The sequence below is a fragment of the Mesorhizobium sp. BR1-1-6 genome (assembly GCF_020165355.1).
GTDB lineage: Bacteria > Pseudomonadota > Alphaproteobacteria > Rhizobiales > Rhizobiaceae > Mesorhizobium.
On the sequence record NZ_JAIUHZ010000008.1, the window covers coordinates 1 to 23460 of the forward strand.

The 23460-nt window shown below is 62.6% G+C and carries 24 protein-coding genes; 3 read left to right on the forward strand and 21 right to left on the reverse strand.

Annotated features, from left to right (window positions below):
• Window positions 1-243 (forward strand): TOBE-like domain-containing protein (locus LB545_RS17010; protein WP_347439605.1); only part of this gene is annotated, 243 nt, incomplete at its 5' end.
• 309 nt (window positions 244-552) lie between these two features.
• On the opposite strand, the gene LB545_RS17015 is transcribed toward LB545_RS17010, so the two are convergent.
• The 10 genes from LB545_RS17015 to LB545_RS17060 form a co-directional block, all read right to left on the reverse strand.
• Complete coding sequence (locus LB545_RS17015; protein WP_224705512.1) at window positions 553-1788, reverse strand: UxaA family hydrolase; 1236 nt, start codon at window positions 1786-1788, stop codon at window positions 553-555.
• Window positions 1785-2081, reverse strand: coding sequence for a UxaA family hydrolase (locus LB545_RS17020; RefSeq protein ID WP_140498421.1), 297 nt, complete (start codon window positions 2079-2081; stop codon window positions 1785-1787). Before LB545_RS17020 ends, LB545_RS17015 begins: the two co-directional genes overlap by 4 nt.
• Window positions 2082-2088: 7 nt before the next feature.
• Window positions 2089-2778, reverse strand: a complete 690-nt coding sequence (locus tag LB545_RS17025) for an RraA family protein (protein WP_224705514.1) — start codon at window positions 2776-2778, stop codon at window positions 2089-2091.
• A 28-nt stretch (window positions 2779-2806) separates the two neighbouring features.
• On the reverse strand, window positions 2807-3568 hold the full coding sequence (locus tag LB545_RS17030) for an SDR family NAD(P)-dependent oxidoreductase (protein ID WP_224705516.1): 762 nt from the start codon (window positions 3566-3568) through the stop codon (window positions 2807-2809).
• A complete protein-coding gene (locus LB545_RS17035; protein ID WP_224705517.1) occupies window positions 3565-4599 on the reverse strand; it encodes a zinc-binding alcohol dehydrogenase family protein in 1035 nt (344 codons plus the stop codon). The genes LB545_RS17030 and LB545_RS17035 overlap by 4 nt, the downstream gene beginning before the upstream one ends.
• A gap of 5 nt (window positions 4600-4604) precedes the next feature.
• Complete coding sequence (locus LB545_RS17040; protein ID WP_140514980.1) at window positions 4605-5714, reverse strand: enolase C-terminal domain-like protein; 1110 nt, start codon at window positions 5712-5714, stop codon at window positions 4605-4607.
• 165 nt (window positions 5715-5879) lie between these two features.
• Window positions 5880-6560, reverse strand: coding sequence for a transporter substrate-binding domain-containing protein (locus LB545_RS17045; RefSeq protein WP_224705518.1), 681 nt, complete (start codon window positions 6558-6560; stop codon window positions 5880-5882).
• Window positions 6561-6594: 34 nt separating this feature from the next.
• A complete protein-coding gene (locus tag LB545_RS17050; protein WP_210239844.1) occupies window positions 6595-7254 on the reverse strand; it encodes an amino acid ABC transporter permease in 660 nt (219 codons plus the stop codon).
• Window positions 7251-7922: an amino acid ABC transporter permease gene (locus LB545_RS17055; protein WP_140524822.1), complete on the reverse strand. Its 672-nt coding sequence runs from the start codon at window positions 7920-7922 to the stop codon at window positions 7251-7253. The genes LB545_RS17050 and LB545_RS17055 overlap by 4 nt, the downstream gene beginning before the upstream one ends.
• Window positions 7923-7937: 15 nt before the next feature.
• Window positions 7938-8621 (reverse strand): GntR family transcriptional regulator, encoded by a 684-nt coding sequence (locus tag LB545_RS17060; RefSeq protein WP_140581261.1) that lies wholly within the window; start codon window positions 8619-8621, stop codon window positions 7938-7940.
• A gap of 119 nt (window positions 8622-8740) precedes the next feature.
• On the opposite strand from LB545_RS17060, the gene LB545_RS17065 reads away from it, so the two are divergent.
• Together LB545_RS17065 and LB545_RS17070 are read left to right on the forward strand one after the other, a co-directional pair.
• Window positions 8741-9487 (forward strand): amino acid ABC transporter ATP-binding protein, encoded by a 747-nt coding sequence (locus tag LB545_RS17065; RefSeq protein WP_140514986.1) that lies wholly within the window; start codon window positions 8741-8743, stop codon window positions 9485-9487.
• Window positions 9488-9514: 27 nt separating this feature from the next.
• Window positions 9515-10633 carry a mandelate racemase/muconate lactonizing enzyme family protein gene (locus LB545_RS17070; protein ID WP_224705519.1) on the forward strand — a complete coding sequence of 373 codons (1119 nt, stop codon included), beginning with the start codon at window positions 9515-9517 and terminating at the stop codon, window positions 10631-10633.
• Between the two features lie 38 nt (window positions 10634-10671).
• Here LB545_RS17070 and LB545_RS17075 read toward each other — a convergent pair whose 3' ends face one another.
• The 11 genes from LB545_RS17075 to LB545_RS17125 all read right to left on the reverse strand — a co-directional run bounded on the left by LB545_RS17075 (window position 10672) and on the right by LB545_RS17125 (window position 23437).
• Window positions 10672-11565 (reverse strand): carbohydrate ABC transporter permease, encoded by an 894-nt coding sequence (locus tag LB545_RS17075; protein ID WP_140498410.1) that lies wholly within the window; start codon window positions 11563-11565, stop codon window positions 10672-10674.
• 1 nt (window position 11566) lies between these two features.
• Complete coding sequence (locus LB545_RS17080) at window positions 11567-12466, reverse strand: carbohydrate ABC transporter permease (protein ID WP_411908976.1); 900 nt, start codon at window positions 12464-12466, stop codon at window positions 11567-11569.
• A gap of 145 nt (window positions 12467-12611) precedes the next feature.
• Window positions 12612-13937 (reverse strand): ABC transporter substrate-binding protein, encoded by a 1326-nt coding sequence (locus tag LB545_RS17085; protein WP_140498408.1) that lies wholly within the window; start codon window positions 13935-13937, stop codon window positions 12612-12614.
• Window positions 13938-13975: 38 nt separating this feature from the next.
• Window positions 13976-15058: an ABC transporter ATP-binding protein gene (locus tag LB545_RS17090; protein WP_140514990.1), complete on the reverse strand. Its 1083-nt coding sequence runs from the start codon at window positions 15056-15058 to the stop codon at window positions 13976-13978.
• 230 nt (window positions 15059-15288) lie between these two features.
• Window positions 15289-16266: a branched-chain amino acid ABC transporter permease gene (locus LB545_RS17095; RefSeq protein WP_140656583.1), complete on the reverse strand. Its 978-nt coding sequence runs from the start codon at window positions 16264-16266 to the stop codon at window positions 15289-15291.
• Window position 16267: 1 nt separating this feature from the next.
• On the reverse strand, window positions 16268-17155 hold the full coding sequence (locus tag LB545_RS17100; RefSeq protein ID WP_140514993.1) for a branched-chain amino acid ABC transporter permease: 888 nt from the start codon (window positions 17153-17155) through the stop codon (window positions 16268-16270).
• Window positions 17156-17162: 7 nt separating this feature from the next.
• Complete coding sequence (locus LB545_RS17105; RefSeq protein WP_140819139.1) at window positions 17163-17867, reverse strand: ABC transporter ATP-binding protein; 705 nt, start codon at window positions 17865-17867, stop codon at window positions 17163-17165.
• Window positions 17860-18660 (reverse strand): ABC transporter ATP-binding protein, encoded by an 801-nt coding sequence (locus LB545_RS17110; protein WP_181167435.1) that lies wholly within the window; start codon window positions 18658-18660, stop codon window positions 17860-17862. The genes LB545_RS17105 and LB545_RS17110 overlap by 8 nt, the downstream gene beginning before the upstream one ends.
• A complete protein-coding gene (locus LB545_RS17115; RefSeq protein WP_140819137.1) occupies window positions 18657-19865 on the reverse strand; it encodes an ABC transporter substrate-binding protein in 1209 nt (402 codons plus the stop codon). Before LB545_RS17115 ends, LB545_RS17110 begins: the two co-directional genes overlap by 4 nt.
• A gap of 238 nt (window positions 19866-20103) precedes the next feature.
• Complete coding sequence (locus LB545_RS17120; RefSeq protein WP_140558642.1) at window positions 20104-21213, reverse strand: ABC transporter ATP-binding protein; 1110 nt, start codon at window positions 21211-21213, stop codon at window positions 20104-20106.
• A 13-nt stretch (window positions 21214-21226) separates the two neighbouring features.
• Complete coding sequence (locus LB545_RS17125) at window positions 21227-23437, reverse strand: ABC transporter permease (RefSeq protein WP_224680648.1); 2211 nt, start codon at window positions 23435-23437, stop codon at window positions 21227-21229.
• Window positions 23438-23460 lie beyond the last annotated feature (23 nt).

Sequence of the window (23460 nt, forward strand, 5' to 3'; positions counted from 1 at the left end):
ACCCGCCGGGTGGAACTCGAGATCGGCGGCGAACGCCAGCGCGTCGAGATCGAGCTGCCCGTCGACCATCCCGCGGCGCAGAAGAGCCGGGTAGCGTTCCGCCCGGGCCGCTGGAAGCTGTTTTTTTCGGATCAGGCAGGCAGCTCATTCGCGCCGGCGGAACAGAACCCTCGCCAAAACGAGAAGACGCTTCCCCCAGATATCAGGAAGCGGCGTATGGCTGACGCAGGCCCGCTGATTTGAATTGTCCGCATGGGGGTGAGGCGGTTGCGAGCCGCCAGCCCAATGCTGGTTTGCCGCGACCCTTTTTTGCGCACCTCGTTTCCAATGCACGTTGCCCAAGCAACCTCGGTTCGATGTAGCGACATGCAAAACAAGACCTAAGCGGCTCGCATGAATCCGTTTCGGCGTGCCGCGCTTCAAACAAAACGAGTGAGCTTGTCGCCAGATTGTTCGGCCCGCCATGCATTTGCTCCTGCGCTGGTCAAGGATCGCGCCGCTTCAGCACAGACGCAAACAGCGCTCGCAGGCACACGGCAAACGTCGGCGGCTTCAGCTTCGGTGACCAGCCTTTGGCTGTGCGCCCGGCAGACATGCGGGACCGATCGGTTCGAAAGTCTTGTAGGTCAGGATGAATTCGCGGTGCCCGAGTTGTTCGGATTTCGTCGCATGGCCATTGGCGACAGCAAGAACCAGATTGAAGATTTCGTCGCCGACATCCGACAAGGTGGCGGCCCCTTCGAGGATACGTCCGGCATCGACGTCTATGTCGCCCGACAGGCGACGGTATGTTTCGGGATTGGCGCAGATCTTTATGACCGGTGCGACCGCCGACCCCGAGACCGAACCGCGGCCGGTGACGAAGAGCGTGAGGTGACAACCGGAAGCGATGAGCTCCACGATCTCGGCATTGTCCGAGATGTTGGGGAAGCCAAAACGCACGTCCCCGTCCGGCACGACATCCATCAGGTAGAGTCCGCCGCCAGGGGGAATGTCGCCCGGCTTGATGAGGCCCGAAATCGGCGACGAGCCCGATTTGGCATAGGCACCCATCGATTTCTCCTCGATGGTGGATAGGCCGCCATCGGCATTGCCCGGAGCGAAACTGCCATAGCCTAGCGTCGCGTAGTATTGCGCTGCCTTTGCCACGGAGGCGCGCAGCTCGACGCCGAGTTCAGGCGTCACGGCACGGCTCGCCATGATCTCTTCGCAGCCGATCAGCTCGCCGGTCTCCTCGAAAATACAGGCTGCTCCCGCACGGACCAGTCGATCGAAGGCAAGGCCGGCGGCGGGATTGCCGGTCATGCCGCTGGTGCCGTCCGACCCGCCGCAGATCGTGCCGACGATAAGTTCACTCGCATCCATTGGCACTCTCGCGACCGCGCCCAGCTCTTGCAGGCGTTGCCCGACCCATTCGATGCCGTCGGAAATCGTCGACAAAGTACCGCCGTTTTCCTGGATCGTCAGCGTGGCCACCGGCCGTCCGCTTGCCTCGACGGTGCGGGCGAGCGAGAATTTGTTGAAGCTTTCGCATCCCAGTGACAGCAGCAGTACCGCGGCGACATTGGGATGCGTACACAGACGCTCCATCATCCGCTGCGCATAGGGATTGGGAAAGCAGCCTGGAAAGCCGATCAGATGCACGTCCCTGCCGCGGAAATGGGAGACAATTTCGCGACCGACATGATGCGCGCACTCTACCAGATAGGCCACGATCACAATGTTGCGGATGCCCTTGCGACCGTCCGGCCTGAGATAGCCGAGGATGGTGGACTGTTCGCCGGTCATGATCCGGTCTCCGCTATTACGTGCGTTTTGGTGTAGTCGCTCTTCAGATTGTGAATATGGACGTGCTCGCCGGGTCCGATCGACCGCGTCGCCGAGCCGATCGGGACGCCGTATTTGATGACCTTCATCCCCGGGGCGATCGGCAGCCGCGCCAGCTTGTGGCCGAGCTCCACGGCCTTGATCAGAATGCGCGACTCGCCGCCAACGATGATGGTCTCACCGGCTTCGATGCGCCGGCAGGCGACCAGCACATTGTCGTGATCGCAGAGCAGGAGCAGACGAGGATCGTCCATCGTCGGCTCACATGACGCCGAAGGTACGGAAGGCTTCGCAGGCGCTCATGCCGTCGCGGATCGCGGTTGCGACCTTGTTCTCTGTGCTGACCTTCTCGATCGCGCGCTCGATCGCTTCCTTTTCCGCCTCGCGCGGGATCACAAGCACGCCCTCGCGGTCGCCGAAGATCAGGTCGCCGGGCGTTACCAGGATGCCTTCGATCTCGATTGGGCAGCCATAGTCGATCACCTTGCCTCGCGGGCCCTGGTCTTGGGCATAGATGCCGCGCGAGAAGACCGAAAAGCCGAGCTTTTCGATTTCCCAGGAGTCGCGGATATAGCCGTTGAGGACGGCGCCGGCAGCCTTCAGCTTCTGGGCCCTGGTGGACATCAGCCCGCCCCACAGCGCGTAGCGGAAGGAGGAGCCGCTGGCGATGTAGACATCGTTCTCCGTCAGGCTGTCCAGCGCTTCCATCATGAGGCCGAACGGTTTGTTCGCGATCGGACCGTGCGCATCCGGCGAACCGCCGGAAAACACGTCCGCCTCCAGCACCGGCATCGCGCGGCCGATGACTTTCATCTCCGGCTGCAACGGCACGATCCCGGCCGGCAGGAACTGCCGGCGGTGGCCCATTACATCGAGCACGTCGCCGACGACGGCCGTGAAGAGTTCCTTGCGGATGACTTCGAAGATCGCCTTGTCAGTATCGGTCGTCATCTGTTTTCTCCCTCGAAAAACTATGGTGTCAGAAGCCGTGCAGCGCGCCGCCGTCGACCACCAGTATATGGCCGGTCACATAGGCTGAGGCGCGTGAGGCGAGATAGGTCATGGCCCAGCCGATATCGGCGCCCTCGCCGAAACGACCCATGGGAATGCGGCTGTTGATCTTGCGCGCCCTTTCCGGATCGGCTGCGGTGGCTTGGCGTAGAAGCGCGGTGTCGATCCAGCCTGGTGCCACACCGTTGACGCGTATCCCGCTGGGCGCAAGTTCGGTCGCGAGCGCCCTCACCATGCCGACATAGGCGGCTTTCGCCGCCGAATAGCCGATCACGTTGGGAATGCCGAGGAAAGAGCTCATCGAGGCGGTGAAAAGAATGCTGCCCCTTGCTTCCGTCACCTGCGGCAGGAAGGCGCGCGAGAGGGCGAAGGCGCCGCCGACATGGACGTTCAGCACCGAATTGAAAGCCTCGACGCTCATCTCGCCGAGCGGCTTCTTGACCGTGTTGCCGGCATTGTTGACGAGGATCGAGACGCGTCCGGATTTTTTTGCCACCTCGCTGGCGAAACCCGTGGCACCGGCAGTCTCGGTCACGTCGAAGACATGGCTCGTGGCGGAAGGCCCCAGCGTCTCGCAGGCGGCAGCGAGCTTCGCGGCGTTGGTGCCGACGATCGTCACCTTGGCGCCGGCTTCGACGAAACAGGTGGCGATCGCAAGGCCGAGACCGCTTCCGCCGCCGGTCACCAGCGCATGCTGCCCCTCCAGCCCGAAGATATCCTTGATGCTCATGCGTCTTCCTTCGCTTCGATCCGGACGACGATCTTGGTGAAGCCTCCGGGGCTCTTGTCCCAGGCTTGCATGGCCGCACCGGCTTCCTCGATTGGCACGACGCGTGAGACGATGCGGTCGCCGGCGTCCCGATGTTGCTTCAGATAGCCGATAACATCGTGGAAATCGGCGATCTCGGAGCCGCGCGACCCGCGGATATCCATCTCCTTGAGCAGGAAGAACTTGGTGTCGTAAGCGATCTTGTTCTTGGCGTAGCCGACATAGACGACCCGGCCGCAGGACGCCACGAGATCGATCGCCTGCCGAAAGGTCGCATCCGCGCCGACCGCCTCGATGACGACCTGCGGACCGTCCCCACTGGTCAGTTCCAGGACATGCGCCAGGACATCTTCGCGCGACGCATCGATGGTGTCAGTGGCGCCGAGCACCTTGGCAACGGCGAGTTTGTCGGCGCTAAGGTCCACTGCGATCACGCGTGAGCCCCGCCTGACAGCGCCGAGCAAGGCACCGAGCCCAACGACGCCGCAGCCAAGGATGACGACGGTTTCTCCAGCCGAAAGCTCGGAGCGGCGGACGGCATGGAAGCCGACGGCAAGCGGCTCGATCAGCGCGAGGTCCCGCTGGCGCATGCCCTCGACCGGAATGATCTTGCCCGCGGGAACGACGATGATCGAGGCCATCGCGCCCTCGCGCTGGACGCCCATCGTCCGGTTGTCCTTGCAGGCGTTCGGCCTGCCAAGGCGGCACGCATGGCACCTGCCGCAATTGAAATAGGGAAGAATAGTCACGGACTGGCCGACCGCAAGCGCGCTGACGCCGTCGCCGAGCGCCGAGATGGTGCCGGAGATTTCATGGCCCAGGACGCGCGGGTAGGAGATCAGCGGATTGAGGCCGCGAAACGACGTCAGGTCGGAACCGCAATACCCCACATACTCCATCCGCACCGCGACTTCGCCCGGGCCCGGTTTTGGTTCGGGCAATTCGACCAGCGAGATCTTGCCGGGTTCCTCGAGGCAGACAGCTTTCATCATGGCGCTCAGGCCTCACAGATCGTGCTGTTGTCGATGGCATCCCAGTCGATCTCGACCCCGAGGCCGGGGGCTGACGGCGGCGCGGCGTAGCCGTCCTTGATCGGCAGCGGCTGCTTGAGGCCGAAGGCGAAGTTCTCCATTGGATAGAGCACTTCGAAGAAGTCGCAGTTCTTGATCGCCGCGGCGCAATGCAGGTTGACGATCTCCATCGGGTGGAAGATGGCGGTATGGATCTCGCAATTGACGCCGAAGGCTTCGGCGAGGCGGGCCGTCTTCATGACGCCCGTGACGCCGCCCGTCCAGGAAACGTCTGCCCGGACGCGATCGACGACACGCGTCGAGATGCATTCGGCGATGCTGTAAGGGTGCTTCGCAAGGACTTCTGTCCCGACGAGCGGGATTTCGAGCGTGCGTGCGAGCTCCCGCAGCGAATGAACGTCCTCGTCGTATAAAGGCTCTTCCAGCCAGTAGAAGTCGAGCCTTTCCAGCTCGCGGCCGAAGCGGATCGACTGCTCGAGATTGAACATCGAGACCGGATCCGACATCAGCGTGAAATCCGGCCCGACGGCGGCGCGGACCTGGCGATGGACGTCGATATCGTAGTCGAGATCGAGACCGGGTGTATGGAGCTTGTAGGCCCGCAACCCTTCGGCCCTGGCGCGCAGCGCCTCTTTCACATAGTCCTGCGGCCCCGACAGGATCATCGAGCTGCCATAGACCGGCACGCGTTCGCGGAAGGCTCCGAGATATTTGTAGAGAGGCTGCCCGGCGGCGGTGGCCGACAGCAGCCAGAGGCAGGTGTCGAATGGTCCGTAGGCATAGATCGGCAAGTGGCCCCACCAGCGGTCGGCCACCCGGAAATCGTGCCATGCCTTTTCCCGGTCGAGCGGGTCACGGCCGATGAAGAACGGACGCAGCGTGTCGGCAATCAGCCTGCCGGCGCCCGCCGCCGAACGACCGGCGAACCCGAAGGCGGTTGCCTCGAGCCCGGTGTCCGTCATCATGGTGACGGTGAGAAATTCGAACTTCGCGAAATCCCCGGTTCGAAACGCGCTGGCGGCAAAATCGCCTGGTTTGCGCTGGCAGCAGCGCACCTTCACATCCGTGATTTTCATGGAAAAACCTTCGATAAACCGATCGCAGCGGCATGTGTGGATCCGGGGGAGTCCCGGATCCAGTCATTCTCAGAAGCGGGGCAGGTCGACTTCGACACCCATCCATTTTTTCTGCAGGGCCTGCAGCTCACCTGTCGACTGAAGCATGAAGAGCTCCGTGTTCAGTCAGTGCAGGAAGTCCGGGTCGTTGCGGCGCAGGCCTATGCCCATCGGCGCCTGCGCCACAACGAACTGCTTCTTGAGGTTAGGATCGTGCTCCTCGACGGCGCGGGCAAGCGCGCCGCTGGTCACGATGCCTTCGACCTGGCCTGCGAACAGCGCCTGGGATGTCGACGCGTCATCGTCATAGCGCTGGATCTGTGCGCCTTCGACGGCCTTTTTGGTCATGACGATGTCGTTCGTGCTGGCCCGCGTCACGCCGATCTTCCTGCCCGCCAGATCCTCGATCTTGGTGATCGGCTGGTCGGCGGGACCGACATAGACCTGCTGGTCGACATAGTACGTGTTGGTGAACGCGATGGCCTTGGCGCGCTCGGCGGTGATCGAGAACGAATAGATCACGATGTCGAGCTTGCCCGAAGTCAGGTTCGGGATGCGGTTGGCTGCCGTCGTGTCGACGATGTTGACCTTGACGCCGAGATCGCGGGCGATTGCCTTTGCTACGGACACGTCATAGCCGGCGGGCTGCATGCTGCTGTCCATCAGGCCATAAGGCGGCGTTCCAAGGCCCACGCCGACATTGATGGTGCCGCGCTGTACGATGGCGTCCAGCGTGCTCTCGGCCTTCGCGGGCAATATCATCGCCAGCATGGCGGCGAGCCCGACAGCAAGTCTCTTCAATAGCATGATACTTTCCTCCCTGGTGTGATGAACCGGATCTTCAGTTGGCTGCCTGGTGCAGGCGGCACTCCAGGCGGCGGCTGGCATGGGACAGTATGGAGCAGATGCCGAAGTAGATGGCCGCGACCGTCAGATAGACGGGCAGCGGCTGGAACGTGGCGCTGGAGACGATCTGTCCTGCTCTCGTCAGTTCGATGAAGCCGACGACCGAAGCAAGCGCGGTGTTCTTGACGACCTGAACGGAGAAGCCGACCGTCGGAGGAATGGCGACGCGAAGCGCCTGCGGGATGATGACGTCGGTCATCGTGTGCCGCCAGCCAAGCGCCAGCACGAACGACGCTTCCCATTGCCCCTTGTTGATCGACTGGATCGACCCGCGCCAGATCTCGCCGAGGAACGCGCTGCTGTAGAGCGTAAATCCAAGGCCGGCCGCGTAGATCGCCGGAAGGTCATAGCCGAGATTGGCGACGCCGAAATAGGCGATGAAGAGAATGACGAGCAGGGGCGTTCCCTGGATGACATAGATATAGGCCTGTGCGATCCAGCGCAGCCAGGCGAAACGGGAGAGGCGCATGAGGGCGATAATCGATCCGCCGATGGCCCCGCCTGCAAGCGCAATTCCCGAGAGGACGACCGTCCACGTCGCACATTGCAGCAGAAACCCGACATGATGGAGGTTGAATGTCTGGAACATCGTCATCGCCCTGCAAAGCGGAAGGAGAAGAGGGCACGGTCAATCAGTTTGAAGACGCCTTTGAATGCAGCCGTCAGGACAAGGTAGATGGCCGCGACCACGAGATAGGCTTCCAGGCTGCGGAAGGTCAGGCCCTGCACATCATTGGCGACGCCGGTCAGTTCCGGGACGGAGATGACCGAAACGACGCTGGAGGCCAGCATGATCAGGATGAACTGGCTGGTCAGTGCCGGAAAGATCGCTGAAATCGCCGGCAGCAGAACGACATAGCGGAAGGTGAGATACGGTGACATGCCAAGCGTGTGCGCCGCCTCCCGCTGCCCCTTGCCGATCGTCTGGATGCCGGCACGGACGATCTCGGTGATATAGGCGCCCGCGTAGAGCGTCAGGGAGAGGATGGCCGCCGTCACTTCGGAAATGCGAATGCCGACCGAGGGCAGGCCGAAATAGACGATGTAGATCTGCACCAGAAACGGCGTGTTTCGGATGATTTCCACATAGGCGGCCGCGATTGAGGAGAGGACTTTCGAACTCGAAAGTCTCATCAGGGCGCCGATGATGCCGACGCACATGCCCAGTACCAGCGCGGCGGCCGACAGGCCGACGGTCAACATGGCGGCGTGCACGAACAGGTCGCCGCGCGCGAATGTCCCGGAAAAATCTAGGTACTCCACACTCGTCCCCGGTCTTTAAACAAGGTTCGGTTCGATCGCTCGCGCAAGGACTTTTACCTGGCGCAAGGTGTTCTGCCGGCTTCTCTCGAGATGTCGCTGAAGCGCCGCGAGGATTTGGCTCTTCTTGCCGGCGACGATGGCATCGAGAATATCCTGGTGCTCCTCGACCGAGCGGCTGTAATCGCCTGGAATCGAGACGAAGACCGTATGCGTCTGGCCGACAATGCGGGAGTGGACCTCGGAGATCATCGGTATCCCCGCGGCGCCGACGAGCGAACTGTGGAAGGCCCGGTCATGGGAGAGCGCCTTCGCCAGATCGTCGAGCGACGACCCTTTGGCGAAGCGCCTGTGGTTTTCGAGGCTGTCCTGGAGCTTCGCCCGCAGCGCCTCATCGAGCCGTCCTGCGTCGAAGGCTGCTTCCACGGCCCCTTTCTCGAGCAGTGTCCTGGCCGCGTATAATTCCTCGACGGCTTCCTCGTTGAAGCTGCGGACCACCATGCCGCGCCGCGAGGAATTGACGAGAAGCCCGTCCGCCTCCAGCCGCAGGCAGGCTTCCTTGACAGGCGTGGGACTGATGCCCAGTTCCGCCGCCAATTCGTTAGGCAACAGGCGTTGCCCGCCTGCCAGCCTGCCGCCGACGATCCGCGACCGCAGCTCCTGGTAGGCCTGCTCGGCCAATGTTGTCTTGATCATGCTCATGGCCCAAGCATCGGTCAGGTTCCGGTTCGGCGCAACAGAAAAATTAAAAATAGAAAATTTTTTATTTTCCGATTTCGATCTTTCGGGTTACAAGCCAACCTCGCAACAAGGAGGAGTTCATGGACGCCAACGGCAGCGCCTTTGTGAAACTGCGCGACGCGGTGAAGATGTTCGGCGGGTTTCAGGCGCTCGATCACGTCAGCCTTGAGGTGGCGAAGGGCGAAAAGATCGTCGTCTGCGGGCCGTCGGGCTCAGGCAAGTCGACCTTGATCCGCTGCATCAACGGCTTGGAAGACCTCCAGCAAGGCTCGGTGGAAATCGACGGAAAACCGCTGGTCGAGAAGTCCCATGGACGTATGGTTCCGCGCCGGGACATCGGCATGGTGTTCCAGCAGTTCAACCTCTTCCCGCATCTCAAGGTAATCGAGAATTGTACGCTGGCGCCGGTCCGCGTGCTCGGAAAATCCCGCAAGGACGCTTCGGAGAGAGCGCTGGAGATGTTGCAAAAGGTTCGGATCGCAGATCAGGCGGACAAGTATCCGTCCCAGCTTTCCGGCGGTCAGCAGCAGCGCGTCGCGATCGCCCGAGCGCTCTGCATGCAACCCAGGATCATGCTCTTCGATGAACCGACCTCGGCTCTCGATCCGGAAATGGTCAAGGAAGTGCTCGACACCATGGTCTCGCTGGCCTCCGAAGGCATGACGATGATCTGTGTGACGCATGAAATGGGCTTCGCCAGCCAGGTGGCCGACCGGGTCGTCTTCATGGACAAGGGCCGGATACTCGAGGAGGCCACGCCGAAGGAGTTCTTCGCAGCCCCGAAGCATCAGCGTGCACGCGAATTCCTCTCGCAGCTCCTTCATTGACAAATTCATATCCGCCAAGGGTCATAGATGAAAATCGCCTCCGTCCGCCCGTTTATTCTCCATCTTCCACTCACCTCGGACTCCATTTCGGACTCGACCCACAGCATCACCCATTGGGGTGTCGTGGGTACGAAGATCGTCACCACGGACGGGCTGGAAGGTTATGGCTTCACCGGCACGCATGCCCATCTGGCCGCCGACCGGCTGATAACGTCCTGCATCGGCGAGTGTTACGCGCCGCTTCTGGTAGGCGAAGACGCCTCGGATCATCAGCGTCTATGGACCAGGCTTGCGCGCCATCCTTCGCTTCAATGGGTCGGTCGGGCCGGCATCACGCATCTGGCGCTGGCCGCAATCGATATCGCGTTGTGGGATATGAAGGCGAAACGGGCGGGCCTGCCGCTGTGGAGTTATCTCGGCGGCGCGCGCACCGATGCCCTGGAGGCCTACAATACCGATATCGGCTGGATTTCGTTCGATCTGGACACGTTGCTGCGCGGCTCCGCGAAAGCCGTCGAGGAGGATGGATTCACACGCATCAAGATCAAGGTCGGCCATGACGACCCAAATGTCGACGTCGAGCGCCTGGCGGCTGTGCGCAAACGTGTCGGACCAAGGATCCGGATCGCAATCGACGGCAACGGCAAGTGGGATCTTCCGACCTGCCAGCGGTTCTGCGCGCTGGCGCGCGACCTCGATATCTACTGGTTCGAGGAGCCGCTCTGGTATGACGATGTCGCCAGCCACGCCACGCTCGCGCGCAATACATCGATCCCGATCGCGCTCGGCGAGCAGCTCTACACGATCGACGCGTTCCGCTCCTTTGTCGATGCAGGAGCCGTCGCCTACGTCCAGCCGGACGTCACGCGGCTCGGAGGAATAACCGAATACATCCAGGTCGCGGACCTGGCACTGGCGCATCGGCTTCCCGTCGTTCCGCATGCAGGGGAGATGAGCCAGGTGCATGTGCATCTGAGCTACTGGCATCCTGCATCGGCGATCCTCGAATACATCCCCTGGATCAAGGATCACTTCGAGGAGCCGATCCGCGTCGAAGGCGGCATCTACAAACGGCCCGAACGGGCCGGTGCGAGCACGACCGTCCTGGCCGAAAGCTTTGCCCGCTACGGCAAAAGCCTGGGCTAGGGCATTCCAGGAAAAGCGCCCGCGGCATCGGGGCGGCGCTATTCCTTCACCGCGCCGGTCATCGAGGAGACATAGTGCTCGACGAAGAACGAATAAAGCACGACGACCGGCAGGGATCCGATCAGCGCGCCCGCCATCAGGGCACCCCACTCATAGACGTCGGAGCGGACGAGTTCGGTGAGCACCCCGACCGGCACGGTCTTGTTTTCGGACGACTGGATGAACGTCAAGGCATAGATGAACTCGTTCCATGACAGGGTGAATGCGAATATGCCCGCCGAGATCAGGCCTGGCACCGACAGGGGCAGCACGATCTTGCTCAGGATCTGCCAGCGGCTTGCCCCGTCTATGAGCGCACATTCTTCCAGTTCGAACGGGATGGAGCGGAAGTAACCCATCAGCAGCCAGGTGCAGAAGGGGATCAGGAAGGTCGGGTAGGTGAGGATGAGCGCGAAGGGTGTGTCGTAAAGCCCGAGGTTGAACACCATCACCGACAAGGGGATGAACAGTATCGAGGGCGGCACGAGATAGGCGAGGAACACCGCGAGGCCGACCTGCCGTGCCCCGGAGAACCGCAGCCGCTCGATCGCATAGGCCGCGAAAACCGACGCCACCAGCGACAGGAAAGTGGCGGCGGTCGAAATGATGATCGTGTTGAGCAGCCAGCCCGGATAGGACGTCTCGAAGAGAAGATAGCGGATGTGCTCCAATGTCGGATGCACGACCCAGAGCGGGTTGAAATTGGCATAGTCGGTCATTTCGACATTGGGCTTAACCGCTGTGATCGTCATCCAGTAGAACGGGAACAAGAGCACGATGACGAACACGAGCAGGGGGAGATAGACCGTCACCACACGGCGCGGCACGCTCTGCAAATAGCCCATGCCGCCTTCGTCGAGCTGCGGCTGTTTTGTCTTCCTGGTGGCAGCCATGTCAGTCTCCGCCCCCCTGCTGCCATTTGCGGCGCTGCAAGCCGAAATAACTGAACAGGATCGCGGCAAGGAGGAATGGGATCATGGCGACCGCGATCGCGGCGCCCTCGCCGAGCTGGCCGCCCGAAATGCCGCGCTGGAACGACAGCGTCGCCATCAGATGGGTGGCATTTACCGGTCCGCCGCGGGTCAGCACATAGATCAGCTGGAAATCCGTGAAGGTGAACAGCACCGAGAACGTCATCGTGATCGCGATGATGGGGGTGAGCAGCGGCAGCGTCACATGGCGAAACAATTGCCAGCGGCTGGCGCCGTCGAGCGTGGCGGCCTCGTAAAGCGATTGGGGGATTGTCTGCAAGCCGGCAAGCAGCGTGATGGCTACGAAAGGGATGCCGCGCCAGACATTGGCCGCGATCACCGAAGCACGCGCGTTCTCCGGATCGCCGAGGAAATTGATGCGATGGTCGATCAGCCCCATCTGCTGGAGTGCCCAGGACAGGATCGAGAACTGCGAATCGTAAATCCACCAGAAGGCGATGGCCGACAGCACCGTCGGCACCACCCACGGCAACAGGACAATCGCGCGGAAGAACGATTTGAAGGGAAGGTTCTGGTTGAGGATGAGCGCCAGCCAGAGGCCGAGCGCGAATTTCAGGATCGAGGCGCTGACGGTGTAGAGCAGGGTGTTGAAGACGGAGAGCCAGAAGACGGCGTCGCTCCACAGATATTCATAGTTCTCGATGCCGATGAAGATGCCGGGACGGCCGATGCGGGCATCGGTGAAGCCGAGCCAGACGCCGAGCCCAAGCGGATAGGTCAGGAAGACAAGCAGCAATGCCGCCGCCGGCAGCATGAAGCCGAAGCCAAGCGCGTTCCTGCTCTCGGCCAGGCGCGACAGCATCGAGGAACGCGGCTGAGCGGCGACGGACGGCACGGCCATGGGGCGGGCTCCCTGCAAGGGTCTCGTTGATCGGCCTGGCGGCCGCCCTGCGCTTCCGGAGGGTCGGATAGCGCGGGGCAGAGCCGCCAGGCTCAGCTGGCATGGATCAAACGCGATAATACCGGTTTGCGCGCTTCTCCGCCTCTTCCATTGCCTCCTGGGGCGTGGCCTGCCCCGTGACGGCCTTGGCGAACATGTCGACCAGGACATAGTCGGCCATGGTCGCCGCCGAGGCATAGCCGAGCGGCCCGGCATAGCCGTTGGGCCGCAGCGTCGCCGAAGCCTTGGCGTAAGCGGCATTGTTCGGATCGGCTGTCCACACCGGATTGTTGTCGAACGCCTTGAGCGTCTGGCAGCAGTAGCCCGCCGAGGAGGTGATCCAATCTGGCATTTGCGGGTCCTCGAACATGAATTGCAGATAGGCTTTGGCCGCGTTGGGGTAGGGCGTGTAGTCGAAGATGACGGCTGTGGTCACCTGGAACAGTTCGACGGATTTGCCGACAGGACCGATCGGCAGGTTGGTGGTGCGTATGTCCTTGGCCATTTCCGCCAGCTTCGGATCATTGTCCTTGTTGATCTTGGCCGTGTTGTAGGCGGAAATGCCATTGGCGATCACACTGAGTTCGCCGGCCAGGAAGGCGCGATTGTTGTTGACGTCGAGCCAGCTTTCGGTGCCTGGAATAAAAGTCTTGTAGAGTTCCTGCGCGTATTCGATCGCCTTGAGGGTCTCGGGGCTGTTGATCGTCACCTTGCCGCTCTCGTCGACCATCTGGCCGCCATGGCTCCACAGCAGCCAGTGCGCGTAGTTGTTGCCGTCGCCGACACCATGGCCGTGCGTGAAGCCGGCCGGATGCCCCTTCGCCTGCAGGGCCTTGCAAAGTTCGAGGAAGCCTTTCGTATCCTTGGGGAACTCCGAAAAGCCGGCCTCTTTCACCCAGCTTTCCCGATAGACGATGGCATTTCCGATGGTGGCGAGCGGCAGGCCGATGAATTTGCCTTCCCGGGTCGCATATTGCTTTGGTCCGTCGTGCCAGCCGCCATATTTCGACCCCAGATACTCGCCCAGTTCCGTCACGTCGTGCAGCTTGTCGGGATACTGATGCGGGTCGTCGAACCAGACGAACATCAGATCCGGACCTGAACCGACATTGGCGGCGACCGCTGCCTTGGGGCGAATGTCTTCCCAGCTTTCCTTGTCGACACGTACCTCCACGCCCGTCGCTTCGGTGAACCGCTTGGTGTTTTTCAGCCACTGGTCCTCGTCACCCTGCACGAAAGGCGACCAGCGCAGCAGCCTGAGCTTCGCACCGTCCTCCGGCTTGTACTTCAGCCCCTCCTGGGCGAATGCCGGAGAGCCGGCGAAGCGGCTTCCCAAAACGCCGGCAGCAGCGCCGGCCGTCGTGCGGATCACGTCACGTCTGGTGAATTTCATGCTCGTTCCTCCTGTTTGTTTCTCTTGCCCTTTGGTCTCTACAGCTTGCTGCGCGTTTGAAGCCGCTGCCCGGTTTCGCCGTGGAAGAGATGAATGAGGCCGGGTTCGGCGGTGAGCCGGATGGTTTCGCCCGGCGTGAAGGAATGACGTTCCCGGAAGTTGGCCACGATCTCTTCACCGCCGGCTGTCCGGCCGATGAGCTGTACCTCCGACCCGGTCGGCTCGATCACCGCGATGGTGACCGCAATGCCCTGGTCGGACAGCCGCAAATGCTCGGGCCGTATGCCCAGCACCACCGGCTCGCCGCCTTTGACGGACGATGCTGCGTCCAACGGCACGGAAATTCCGCCCGCGCCCCGAAAGGACGGCGACCCGTTCGTCGCGATTTCGCCCCGCAGCAAATTCATGGCGGGCGAGCCGATGAAACTGGCGACGAAGAGATTGTCCGGCCTGTCGTAGAGTTCCAGCGGCGGCCCGATCTGCTCGACGATGCCGTCATGCATGACCACGATCTTGTCTGCCATGGTCATGGCTTCGATCTGGTCATGGGTAACATAGACCGTCGTGGTTTTCAGGCGCTGGTGCAGTTCCTTGATCTCGGCGCGCATCTGCACCCTGAGCTTGGCGTCAAGATTGGACAGCGGCTCGTCGAACAAGAAAACCGCCGGATCGCGCACGATCGCCCGCCCCATGGCAACTCGCTGGCGCTGTCCGCCGGAAAGCTGGCGGGGATAGCGCGCCAACAGCGGCACGAGCCCCAGAATCTCCGCAGCGCGCTGGACGCCGGCGCCGCTCTCAGCCTTCGAAACGCCCTTCAGCATGAGCGAAAACGCCATGTTCTCGGCGACGGTCATATGCGGGTACAGCGCATAGTTCTGGAAGACCATGGCGACGTCGCGTTCCTTCGGCGCAACGTTGTTGACGACACGCTCGCCAATCGCGATCTGGCCCCGCGAAATCTTTTCCAGGCCCGCGATCATCCTGAGCAGGGTTGATTTTCCGCAACCCGACGGCCCGACCAGCGTGACGAATTCGCCGTCGTCGATGTTCACGCTGACGCCGTGCAGAACCTCGACGGTCCCGAATGATTTGTAAACCTCGCTAATCGCGACAGACGCCATCGATCCTCCTCCCGAACGATTCCCGCGACGTCTCTTCGAAGGAACCGCTGACCTCTCCCGGCGACGGCCCTCCAACCTTCATGTGGTCACGCGATACGGAGACGGTAGCGCTACCAAACCTGCCTGTAAAGCAGGCGCTTCGATAAACATCCAGGCTGCATTCCCGGTTGCTCACTGGACTGCCCACCACATGGCTGGAGACAGCAGGCAGATCGGCCACGGGATGAATATCAACCACTTGCACCGTCCGCCGGCCTGGGCAGCCGCGCCTGGAATTCGCCGACGATGCCGCGCCGGAAGACGAGCACGCAGACCATGAATATCAGGCCGGTGGCGATGGTCACCGGAAAGCCTGAGGTGGCGAGTGTGTTTTCAAGGCCGACGACGAAGCCGGCGCCGACGACCGGCCCGACCATGGTACCGATGCCGCCAAGCAGCGACATCAGGATCACCTCGCCCGACATCTGCCATGTCACGTCGGTGAGCGTCGCGAACTGGAACACGATTGCCTTGACCGCGCCGGCAAGCCCCGCAAGTGCGGCCGACATGACGAAAGCGGCGAGCTTATACCTGGCGACGGAATAGCCGAGCGAGATGGCGCGGTTCTCGTTCTCGCGGATCGAGCGCAGGATCATGCCGAAGGGCGAGTTGACGATCCGCCAAATGGCGAAGACGCCGATCAGGAAGATGGCCAATACGACATAGTACATGTTGACCGTAGCGCTCAAATCGATGATGCCGAAGAGGTTGCCGCGCGGAACGCCCTGGATGCCATCCTCGCCTTGCGTGAACGGTGCCTGCACGCAGAAGAAGAAGAACATCTGCGCCAGCGCCAGCGTGATCATGGCGAAATAGATGCCTTGCCGGCGGATGGCGAAGAAGCCCATGACCAGCCCGAGCAGGGCCGCGCCGGCGGTACCCAGCAGAATGCCTGCCTCTGGCGGCCAGCCCCATACCTTGACGGCATGCGCGCAGAAATAGGCGGCGCCACCGAAGAAGGTCGCGTGGCCGAAGGACAACAGGCCAGTGTAGCCGAGCAACAGGTTGAAGGCGCAGGCAAACAGCGCAAAGCACAGCATCTTCATAAGGAAGAACGGGTAGACGAAGAACGGCGCGGCGATGAGCGCCAATACCGCCAGCGCCACCAGCGCGCGTTCCAGCCGCACGGAGGCCGCGGCGCGCTTTTCGTGAAGCGTCAGCTCGCTCATCTCAGGCGTCCCTTCCGAACAGGCCGGCCGGCCGCAGTAGAAGCACGATCGCCATGATGACGAAGACGACAAGGTTCGACGCCTCGGGATAGAACACCTTGGTTAGGCCCTCGGCGAGGCCGAGCATGTAGCCGGTGACGATGGCGCCCAGGATCGAGCCCATGCCGCCGACCACGACGACGGCGAAGACGACGATGATCAGATCCGACCCCATCAGCGGACTGACCTGGTAGACGGGAGCCGCCAGGATCCCGGCAAGACCGGCAAGTGCCGCACCCAGTCCATAGGTGAGTGTCAAAAGCAGTGGCACGTTGACGCCGAAAGCCTGGACCAGTTCTGGATTTTCGGTCGCGGCGCGCAGATAGGAGCCAAGCCTGGTCTTCTCGATCAAAAGCCATGTGCCCAGGCAGACGAGAAGCGATGCCAGCACCACCCAGCCGCGATAGTTGGGCAGGAACATGAAGCCGAGATTGGTGCCGCCCGCAAGTAGCGCCGGCACCGCATAGGGATTTCCCGAGACGCCGTAATAATAACGGAAGACGCCCTCGATGACCAAGGCCAGGCCGAAAGTGAAGAGCAGGCCGTAGAGAGGGTCGAGCTGGTAGAGCCGCGAGAGCGCTGCACGCTCGACCGCAATGCCGAACAGCCCGACGGCGAGCGGCACCAGGATCAGCGCCGGCCAATAGCCGATGCCGAGATGGACAAGCAGCAGATAACCGATGAAGGCGCCCAGCATGTAGAGCGCGCCGTGGGCGAAATTGATGATGCGCAGCAGGCCGAAGATGACGGCGAGGCCAAGGCTCAGCATCGCATAGAAGGAACCGTTGATCAGCCCGACCAGCAACTGCCCGAGAAAGGCCTGGATAGGGATGCCGAAGATCATCGTCATGGCGCGATCATACTCCGAGCACCTCGTGAAGTTGAGCGTCGTGGGCGGCCAGTTCGCCGACCGGAAACCCGCTCAGCACCTTGCCGTGCTCCATCAGGTAGAAGCGGTCGGCAATGCGGGCGGCGAAACGGAAATTCTGCTCCACGAGCAGGATCGTCATGCCGCGCTTTTTCAACGTCGAAAGCAATTCGCCGATGCGCTGGACGATGACCGGCGCCAGGCCTTCGGTCGGCTCGTCGAGGAGCAGCATCCGGACACCCGTCCTCAGGATGCGGGCGATCGCCAGCATCTGCTGCTCGCCGCCGGATAGCCTGGTGCCCGGGCTGTTGCGGCGCTCCTTCAGGTTGGGAAAGAGCTCGAAGATCTCCTCGACGCTCATGCCGCCCTTGGCCACCACCGGCGGCAGGATCAGGTTCTCGTCGACTGTCAGCGTGGCGAAAATGCCGCGCTCCTCGGGAACGAAACCGATGCCTTGGTGGGCGACACGGTGCAAGGGCAGGCCGATCAAGTCGTTGCTGTTGAAGACGACACTGCCGGTGCGCTTGCGGATCAGCCCCATGATGGCGCGCAGCGTCGTGGTCTTGCCGACGCCGTTGCGGCCAAGCAGCGTCACAGTTTCGCCGCGGAACACATCGAGGTCGACGCCGTGCAGCGCGTGGCCCTCGCCGTACCAGGCATGGAGATCGCGCACGGCAAGCAGCGGCTCACTCATGCTCGGTTCCCATATAGGCTATCCGGACGCGTTCATCCTGGCTGACCGTCGGATAGTCGCCCGCGGCGAGCACCTTGCCGCGCTGCATCACGGTGATCCAGTCGCAAAGATCGGCAACGACGGTCAGATTGTGCTCCACCATGAGCACGGCCCGATCGCGGGCCAAGGCGCGGATGATCCCGGAGATCATGCTGACATCCTCGTGCCCCATGCCGGCCATCGGCTCGTCGAGCAGCAGCACCTTTGGATCGAGCGCCAGCGTGGTGGCGATCTCGAGCACGCGCTTGCGGCCATAGGAGAGATCGCCGGCGAGCCGGTGCGCCGCGTCGTCGAGGCCGACCGTGCCGAGAAGCTCGCGCGCCCGCGGCGTCAGTTGGTCGAGCGCCGAAAGCGGGCGCCAGAACTGGAAGCCCAGCCCCCCTGGCCGCTGCAGCGCGACGCGCACATTGTCGAGCACGCTCAGATGCGGAAAGATCGCCGAGATCTGGAACGAGCGCACGAGGCCCATCCGCGCCACCTTGGCCGGCGGTGTCCGGGTTATGTCGGTGCCGAGCAGTTCAATCGTGCCGCTGGTCGGCTGCAGGAACTTGGTCAAAAGGTTGAAGATCGTGGTCTTGCCGGCGCCGTTGGGTCCGATCAAGGCGTGAATCCTGCCGTGATGAACGTCGAGATCGACATCCTTCACCGCAACGAACCCGGCGAAATCGCGCCTGAGGCCGCGGGCGGAAAGCACCACCCGCGGCACGGCTCCATCGCCGTCAGGCCTGACGGCCGCGGCGGTTGCCGTCGTCACTTGCTGACGAGCGGGCAGCCGCTATCCGTGGCCTTCATGAAGGCCTGGTCGCCCGGAATGGTCGCAAGATAGGTGTAGTAGTCCCACTCCTTCTTGCTCTCCTCGGGCTTCTTGACCTGATAGAGGTACATGTCGTGTACCATAGAGCCGTCGGCCTGCACCTTGCCGTTGGCGGTAAAGACGTCATTGACCGGCATCGAATGCAATTCCTTGGCCACCGCTTCGGTTCCGTCGGTGCCGGCCTTGTCGATGGCCTTGAGATACTGCGACACCGCCGAATACGTCCCGGCCTGGATCATGTTCGGCATCCTGCCGGTGCGTTTGAAGAAGCGGTTGGCGAACTCGCGGCTCTTGTCGTCGCGATCCCAGTAAAAGCCTTCGGTCAGCACGACGCCCTGGGCCGCCTGCAAGCCAAGGCCATGCACTTCGGCCAGCGTGAACAGAAGTGCCGCGAGCCGCTGGCCGCCGGCGACGATGCCGAATTCGGCCGCCTGCTTGATCGAGTTGGAAGTGTCGAGACCGGCATTGGCAAGGCCGACGATCTTGGCGCCGGAGGATTGCGCCTGCAGCAGGAAGGATGAGTAGTCGGTCGAGCCGAGCGGATAGCGCACTTCACCAAGCACCTTGCCGCCGCGATCCTTGACGAGCTTGGCGGTCTGCTCCTCGAGCGAATAGCCGAAGGCGTAGTCGACGGTGATGAAATACCAGCTGTCGCCGCCTTGCTGCACCAGGGCACCGCCTGTGCCGACGGCCTGGGAATGGGTGTCGTAGGCCCAATGGAAACCATAGGGCGAGCACTGCTTGCCGGTCAGGTCGGTCGCAGCCGCGCCGGTGACGATGTCGATCTTCTTCTTTTCCTTGGAAAGTCCCTGCACGGCGAGCGCCACCGAGGAGGTGGTCAGTTCCATTATGGCATCGACCTGCTCGGTGTCGTACCACTGGCGCGCTATGTTGGAGGCGATGTCCGGCTTGTTCTGGTGGTCGGCACTGATGACCTCGATAGGCGCATTCTGGACCTTGCCGCCGAAATCCTCGACAGCCATCTTGGCCGCCTCGACGGACCATTTGCCGCCGAAATCGGCATAGACACCCGACTGGTCGTTGAGGATGCCGATCTTGACCTTGCCGTCGGAAATTTCGGCTGCCGCCGCTGGCATCGCGGTCCCCACAAGCAGCGCGGCTGAGATGAGATAGGATGCTTTCACTGGTATTTCCTCCCTTGTGGCCACTGTCGAAAACGCCCATTGCGGCCCTGCGACGGCTTCGAGTGCACCGTCTGGTCCCGCGTGAAGAATACGTCCTGTGCTCGCCACAGTTCCAAAGTGCCCGGACACATGGTCACAAGCGCACATTCGGAATGCACAGAGATTCGTAACATCGACATGGAACGTCGAGAACCACTATTTTCGTATCAGCCGCACCGGTAGCGGTGTGCGCTGCTGGCTAGGACTTGTCGCGCGCTATCAGCACGATCTTTGCCGGATCGAAATCGACCGCGACGACGCTGCCTTCCGGCAGGGCGGGTGTGACGACCGGCGACGTCGCAAACAGCTCGACCGCCGGATCGTTTATCGCGACGCGGTATTCCATGTGGTCGCCGAGATAAGAACTCTTGACCACGCGCCCTCTCATCCCGCCGGCTGCCGGCTGGCCGGCGACGAGGCGCACGGCATTCGGCCGGACGGCCAGCACCGCCGGCCCCGCCGCGATGCCGCGATGCCGCATGTCGAGCCGCAGCGGCCCGACCTTCACCTCCGCATTCGTTTTGTTGCTGGCGAGAACCTCGACGTCGAGCAGGTTGGCGTCGCCCATGAAGTCGGCGATGAAAGGGTTCGTGGGTTCGTTGTAGAGGTCGCGCGGGGTCCCGTCCTGGGCGACGCGGGCCGCGTTCATGACGATGATGCGATCGGACACGGCGAGCGCCTCCTCCTGGTCATGCGTCACATAGACCACGGTCAGCGCGAGATCCTGCTGCAGACCGCGGATTTCATCGCGCACGCGCCGGCGCAGCTTGGCATCGAGATTGGACAGCGGCTCGTCGAACAAAAGCACCTTCGGCTCCAGCACGATGGCGCGCGCCACGGCCACGCGCTGCTGCTGGCCGCCCGAAAGTTCGCTCGGCTGGCGCTTCTCGTAGCCGGACAGGCCGACCTGTGCCAGCTTCTCGGCGGCGCGCCCTGCGGCCTCAACCTTGCCGAGCCCCGTCGCCCGCAGGCCGTAGCTGACATTTTCCATGACGTTCATGTGCGGGAACAGCGCATAGGACTGGAAGACCATGCTGACGTCGCGCTCTGCGGCTGACAGCAAGGTAACGTCCTTGCCGTCGATGGCGATGCGCCCGTGGCTTGCGTGCTCCAGCCCGGCAATCAGCCTGAGCGTCGTCGTCTTGCCGCAGCCGGAGGGTCCCAGCAGCGTCACCAGGCTGGCCGGTGCGATGTCGAAGCTGACATTGTCGACGGCAGTGACGGCGCCGTATTTCTTGGTGACGCCCTCGAAACGCACTGCCGGTCTGTCCACCACGCCGGGGGCAGCGTTCTTCGCCGTTTGATCCATACGCTTCTCCCGATCAGATTGGTGCCACGACGGCTTGCGCCTCGGCCCGGCGCCGGCCAAGCCGGCGTTCCCCGACCAGCAGCTGGATGCCGATCAGAATGATCATCATGACGACGATCAGCACCGCCGAATAGACGATGGCGATGCCGTATTCGCCGACATCGGCTCGCCCGACAATATAGACGGTGGCGAGATTGAAGCGGCCGGTCGCCAGGAAGATGACGGCGCTGACCGCTGTGACCGCACGCACGAAACTGTAGATCATCGCCGTCACGATAGCCGGCTTCAGGATCGGCAGGATCACCCGCCGCAAGGTGGCGAAGGAACGCGCCCCCAGTGTCAGCGATGCCTCGTCCAGGCTCTTGTCGATCTGCCCAAGATTGGCGAGGCCCGCACGGATCGCAACCGGCATGTTGCGGAAGATGAACGAGATGACGATGATCAGTCCGGTGCCGGTCAGTTGCACCGGCGGCACGTTGAAGGCGAGGATATAGCTGACGCCGACGACCGTGCCGGGAATGGCAAAGCTCATCATGGCGAGGAATTCGAACATCGTGCGCCCGGCGAAATGCTGCCGGTCGAGCAGATAGGCGGTCAGGATGCCGAGCGCGGCGGTGAACGGCATCGCCACCAGCGCAAGGCCGATGGTCATCAGCAGCGACGGCCAGGCCGACCCGCTCAGGAACCAGCCATTGACGCCTTTCTCGACGGAGAAAGCGGTGAGGAAATATTCGAGCGTCGGCGTGTTGTCGCGGCCGATCGATTGCACGAAGCCGCCGCCCAGGATGATGCCATAGACCACGACGGTCAGAAGCAACCAGGGAACGACGGCGGCGTAGCAGCCGATGCGCAAGCCCTTGGGCAGCGTGGCCGGCACACCGCCATCGCCCTTGCCCGCGACGGTGACGTAGCTGCGGCTGCCGATCCAGCGGCGCTGGATGACGAAAGCGGCGAGCGTGAATCCCAGAAGCACGATCGCCAGCACCGCCGCACGGCCTTGATCATGCGCAGCGCCCACCACCGCAAAGAAGATGTCCGTCGACAGCACGTTGAAGTTGCCGCCCAGCACCAGCGGGTTGGCAAAGTCGGCCATGCTCTCGATGAACGAGATCAGGAAGGCGCTGGCCAGCCCCGGGCGGATCAGCGGCCAGGTGATTGTGCTGAAAGTGCGCCAACGGCTGGCGCGCAAGGTCTGCGAGGCCTCCTCCATGCTCGGGCTGACGCCCTGCAGCACGCCGGCCAGGACCAGGAAAGCGATCGGCGTGAAGGCCAGCACTTGCGCGATGGTGATGCCGGCCATGCCGTAGATCCAGCGGCTGCGCGGAATACCGAGATGTTCGGACAAAAGATTGGTGACGATGCCGGCCCGGCCGAACAACAGGATCAGCGCCAGGCCGATGACGAAAGGGGGCGTGATGATCGGCAGGATGGAGAGGCCGCGCAGCAGCCATTTGGCAGGCAGCCTGGTGCGCAACGCAATCAGCGCCAGCGCCAGGCCTAGCGCCGTGCAGAAGAAACCCACCAGCACCGCGATCGCCACCGTATTCCACGCCACGCCGCAGGAACCGTCGTCGTAGAGGCAGCGCAGGCTCCAGATGTTGGCACTGAACAGCTTTTCGGCAAACAGAGCCGGCACGATATTGCCGTCATTGTCCTCGATGGCGGAAGCGAGGATCGACAACAGCGGATAGGCCACGAACAGGATCAGCGAAGCGATCACGATCAGCAGCGAGCCGACGACAAAACGATCGCCTTTGCACCAGCCACGCGCGGCCAGCGCCTCGGCGATGAACATCAGCATCGCCAGCGCGTACAGCACGGCACCCCAGCCGAGCCCCGGCTGCACCGGTCCCGGCGTACTGGCGAGATGCCCGAGCCAGGCAAATCCCCAACCCGAATGGATGATGGAAAAACCCTCGATCACCAGCCAGGCGAGGCCGGCTGCGCCCGCCACCGCCAGGCCGGGGAGGTTCCGGCGCGCGACGAGCCAGCTTGCCAGGAGAAGTGGCAGGATCAAGGGAAGCAGCCACAGCTGACCGTTCAGCGACAGCAGGATGGCTGGTGCCGCCTCCGCCGGACGCGCCAGCCAGTCAAAGGAAAGCAAGCCGCCTTCGACTTTGTACCATGGCAGCACAATGAAGCTCGCCCATGCCAGCGCCAGCCATCCGGCGGCACTGCGCCCCGGGAGGTCATTGGCCATGGGATAGGGCGAAGCCCGTGCCATTCGACATCTTCCTTCGGTATGGT

What these genes read in the sequence shown, in the direction of transcription:
- LB545_RS17060 (WP_140581261.1), bottom strand. Translation starts at nt 8,621, where the DNA reads ATGAGCATGATCAAGACAACATTGGCCGAGCAGGCCTACCAGGAGCTG.
- LB545_RS17040 (WP_140514980.1), bottom strand. Translation starts at nt 5,714, where the DNA reads ATGAAAATCACGGATGTGAAGGTGCGCTGCTGCCAGCGCAAACCAGGC.
- LB545_RS17120 (WP_140558642.1), bottom strand. Translation starts at nt 21,213, where the DNA reads ATGGATCAAACGGCGAAGAACGCTGCCCCCGGCGTGGTGGACAGACCG.
- LB545_RS17125 (WP_224680648.1), bottom strand. Translation starts at nt 23,437, where the DNA reads ATGGCACGGGCTTCGCCCTATCCCATGGCCAATGACCTCCCGGGGCGC.
- LB545_RS17070 (WP_224705519.1), top strand. Translation starts at nt 9,515, where the DNA reads ATGAAAATCGCCTCCGTCCGCCCGTTTATTCTCCATCTTCCACTCACC.
- LB545_RS17100 (WP_140514993.1), bottom strand. Translation starts at nt 17,155, where the DNA reads ATGACGATGATCTTCGGCATCCCTATCCAGGCCTTTCTCGGGCAGTTG.
- LB545_RS17075 (WP_140498410.1), bottom strand. Translation starts at nt 11,565, where the DNA reads ATGGCTGCCACCAGGAAGACAAAACAGCCGCAGCTCGACGAAGGCGGC.
- LB545_RS17030 (WP_224705516.1), bottom strand. Translation starts at nt 3,568, where the DNA reads ATGAGCATCAAGGATATCTTCGGGCTGGAGGGGCAGCATGCGCTGGTG.
- LB545_RS17095 (WP_140656583.1), bottom strand. Translation starts at nt 16,266, where the DNA reads ATGAGCGAGCTGACGCTTCACGAAAAGCGCGCCGCGGCCTCCGTGCGG.
- LB545_RS17045 (WP_224705518.1), bottom strand. Translation starts at nt 6,560, where the DNA reads ATGCTATTGAAGAGACTTGCTGTCGGGCTCGCCGCCATGCTGGCGATG.
- LB545_RS17065 (WP_140514986.1), top strand. Translation starts at nt 8,741, where the DNA reads ATGGACGCCAACGGCAGCGCCTTTGTGAAACTGCGCGACGCGGTGAAG.
- LB545_RS17080 (WP_411908976.1), bottom strand. Translation starts at nt 12,466, where the DNA reads ATGCTGTCGCGCCTGGCCGAGAGCAGGAACGCGCTTGGCTTCGGCTTC.
- LB545_RS17085 (WP_140498408.1), bottom strand. Translation starts at nt 13,937, where the DNA reads ATGAAATTCACCAGACGTGACGTGATCCGCACGACGGCCGGCGCTGCT.
- LB545_RS17025 (WP_224705514.1), bottom strand. Translation starts at nt 2,778, where the DNA reads ATGACGACCGATACTGACAAGGCGATCTTCGAAGTCATCCGCAAGGAA.
- LB545_RS17020 (WP_140498421.1), bottom strand. Translation starts at nt 2,081, where the DNA reads ATGGACGATCCTCGTCTGCTCCTGCTCTGCGATCACGACAATGTGCTG.
- LB545_RS17105 (WP_140819139.1), bottom strand. Translation starts at nt 17,867, where the DNA reads ATGAGTGAGCCGCTGCTTGCCGTGCGCGATCTCCATGCCTGGTACGGC.
- LB545_RS17035 (WP_224705517.1), bottom strand. Translation starts at nt 4,599, where the DNA reads ATGATGAAAGCTGTCTGCCTCGAGGAACCCGGCAAGATCTCGCTGGTC.
- LB545_RS17090 (WP_140514990.1), bottom strand. Translation starts at nt 15,058, where the DNA reads ATGGCGTCTGTCGCGATTAGCGAGGTTTACAAATCATTCGGGACCGTC.
- LB545_RS17015 (WP_224705512.1), bottom strand. Translation starts at nt 1,788, where the DNA reads ATGACCGGCGAACAGTCCACCATCCTCGGCTATCTCAGGCCGGACGGT.
- LB545_RS17050 (WP_210239844.1), bottom strand. Translation starts at nt 7,254, where the DNA reads ATGACGATGTTCCAGACATTCAACCTCCATCATGTCGGGTTTCTGCTG.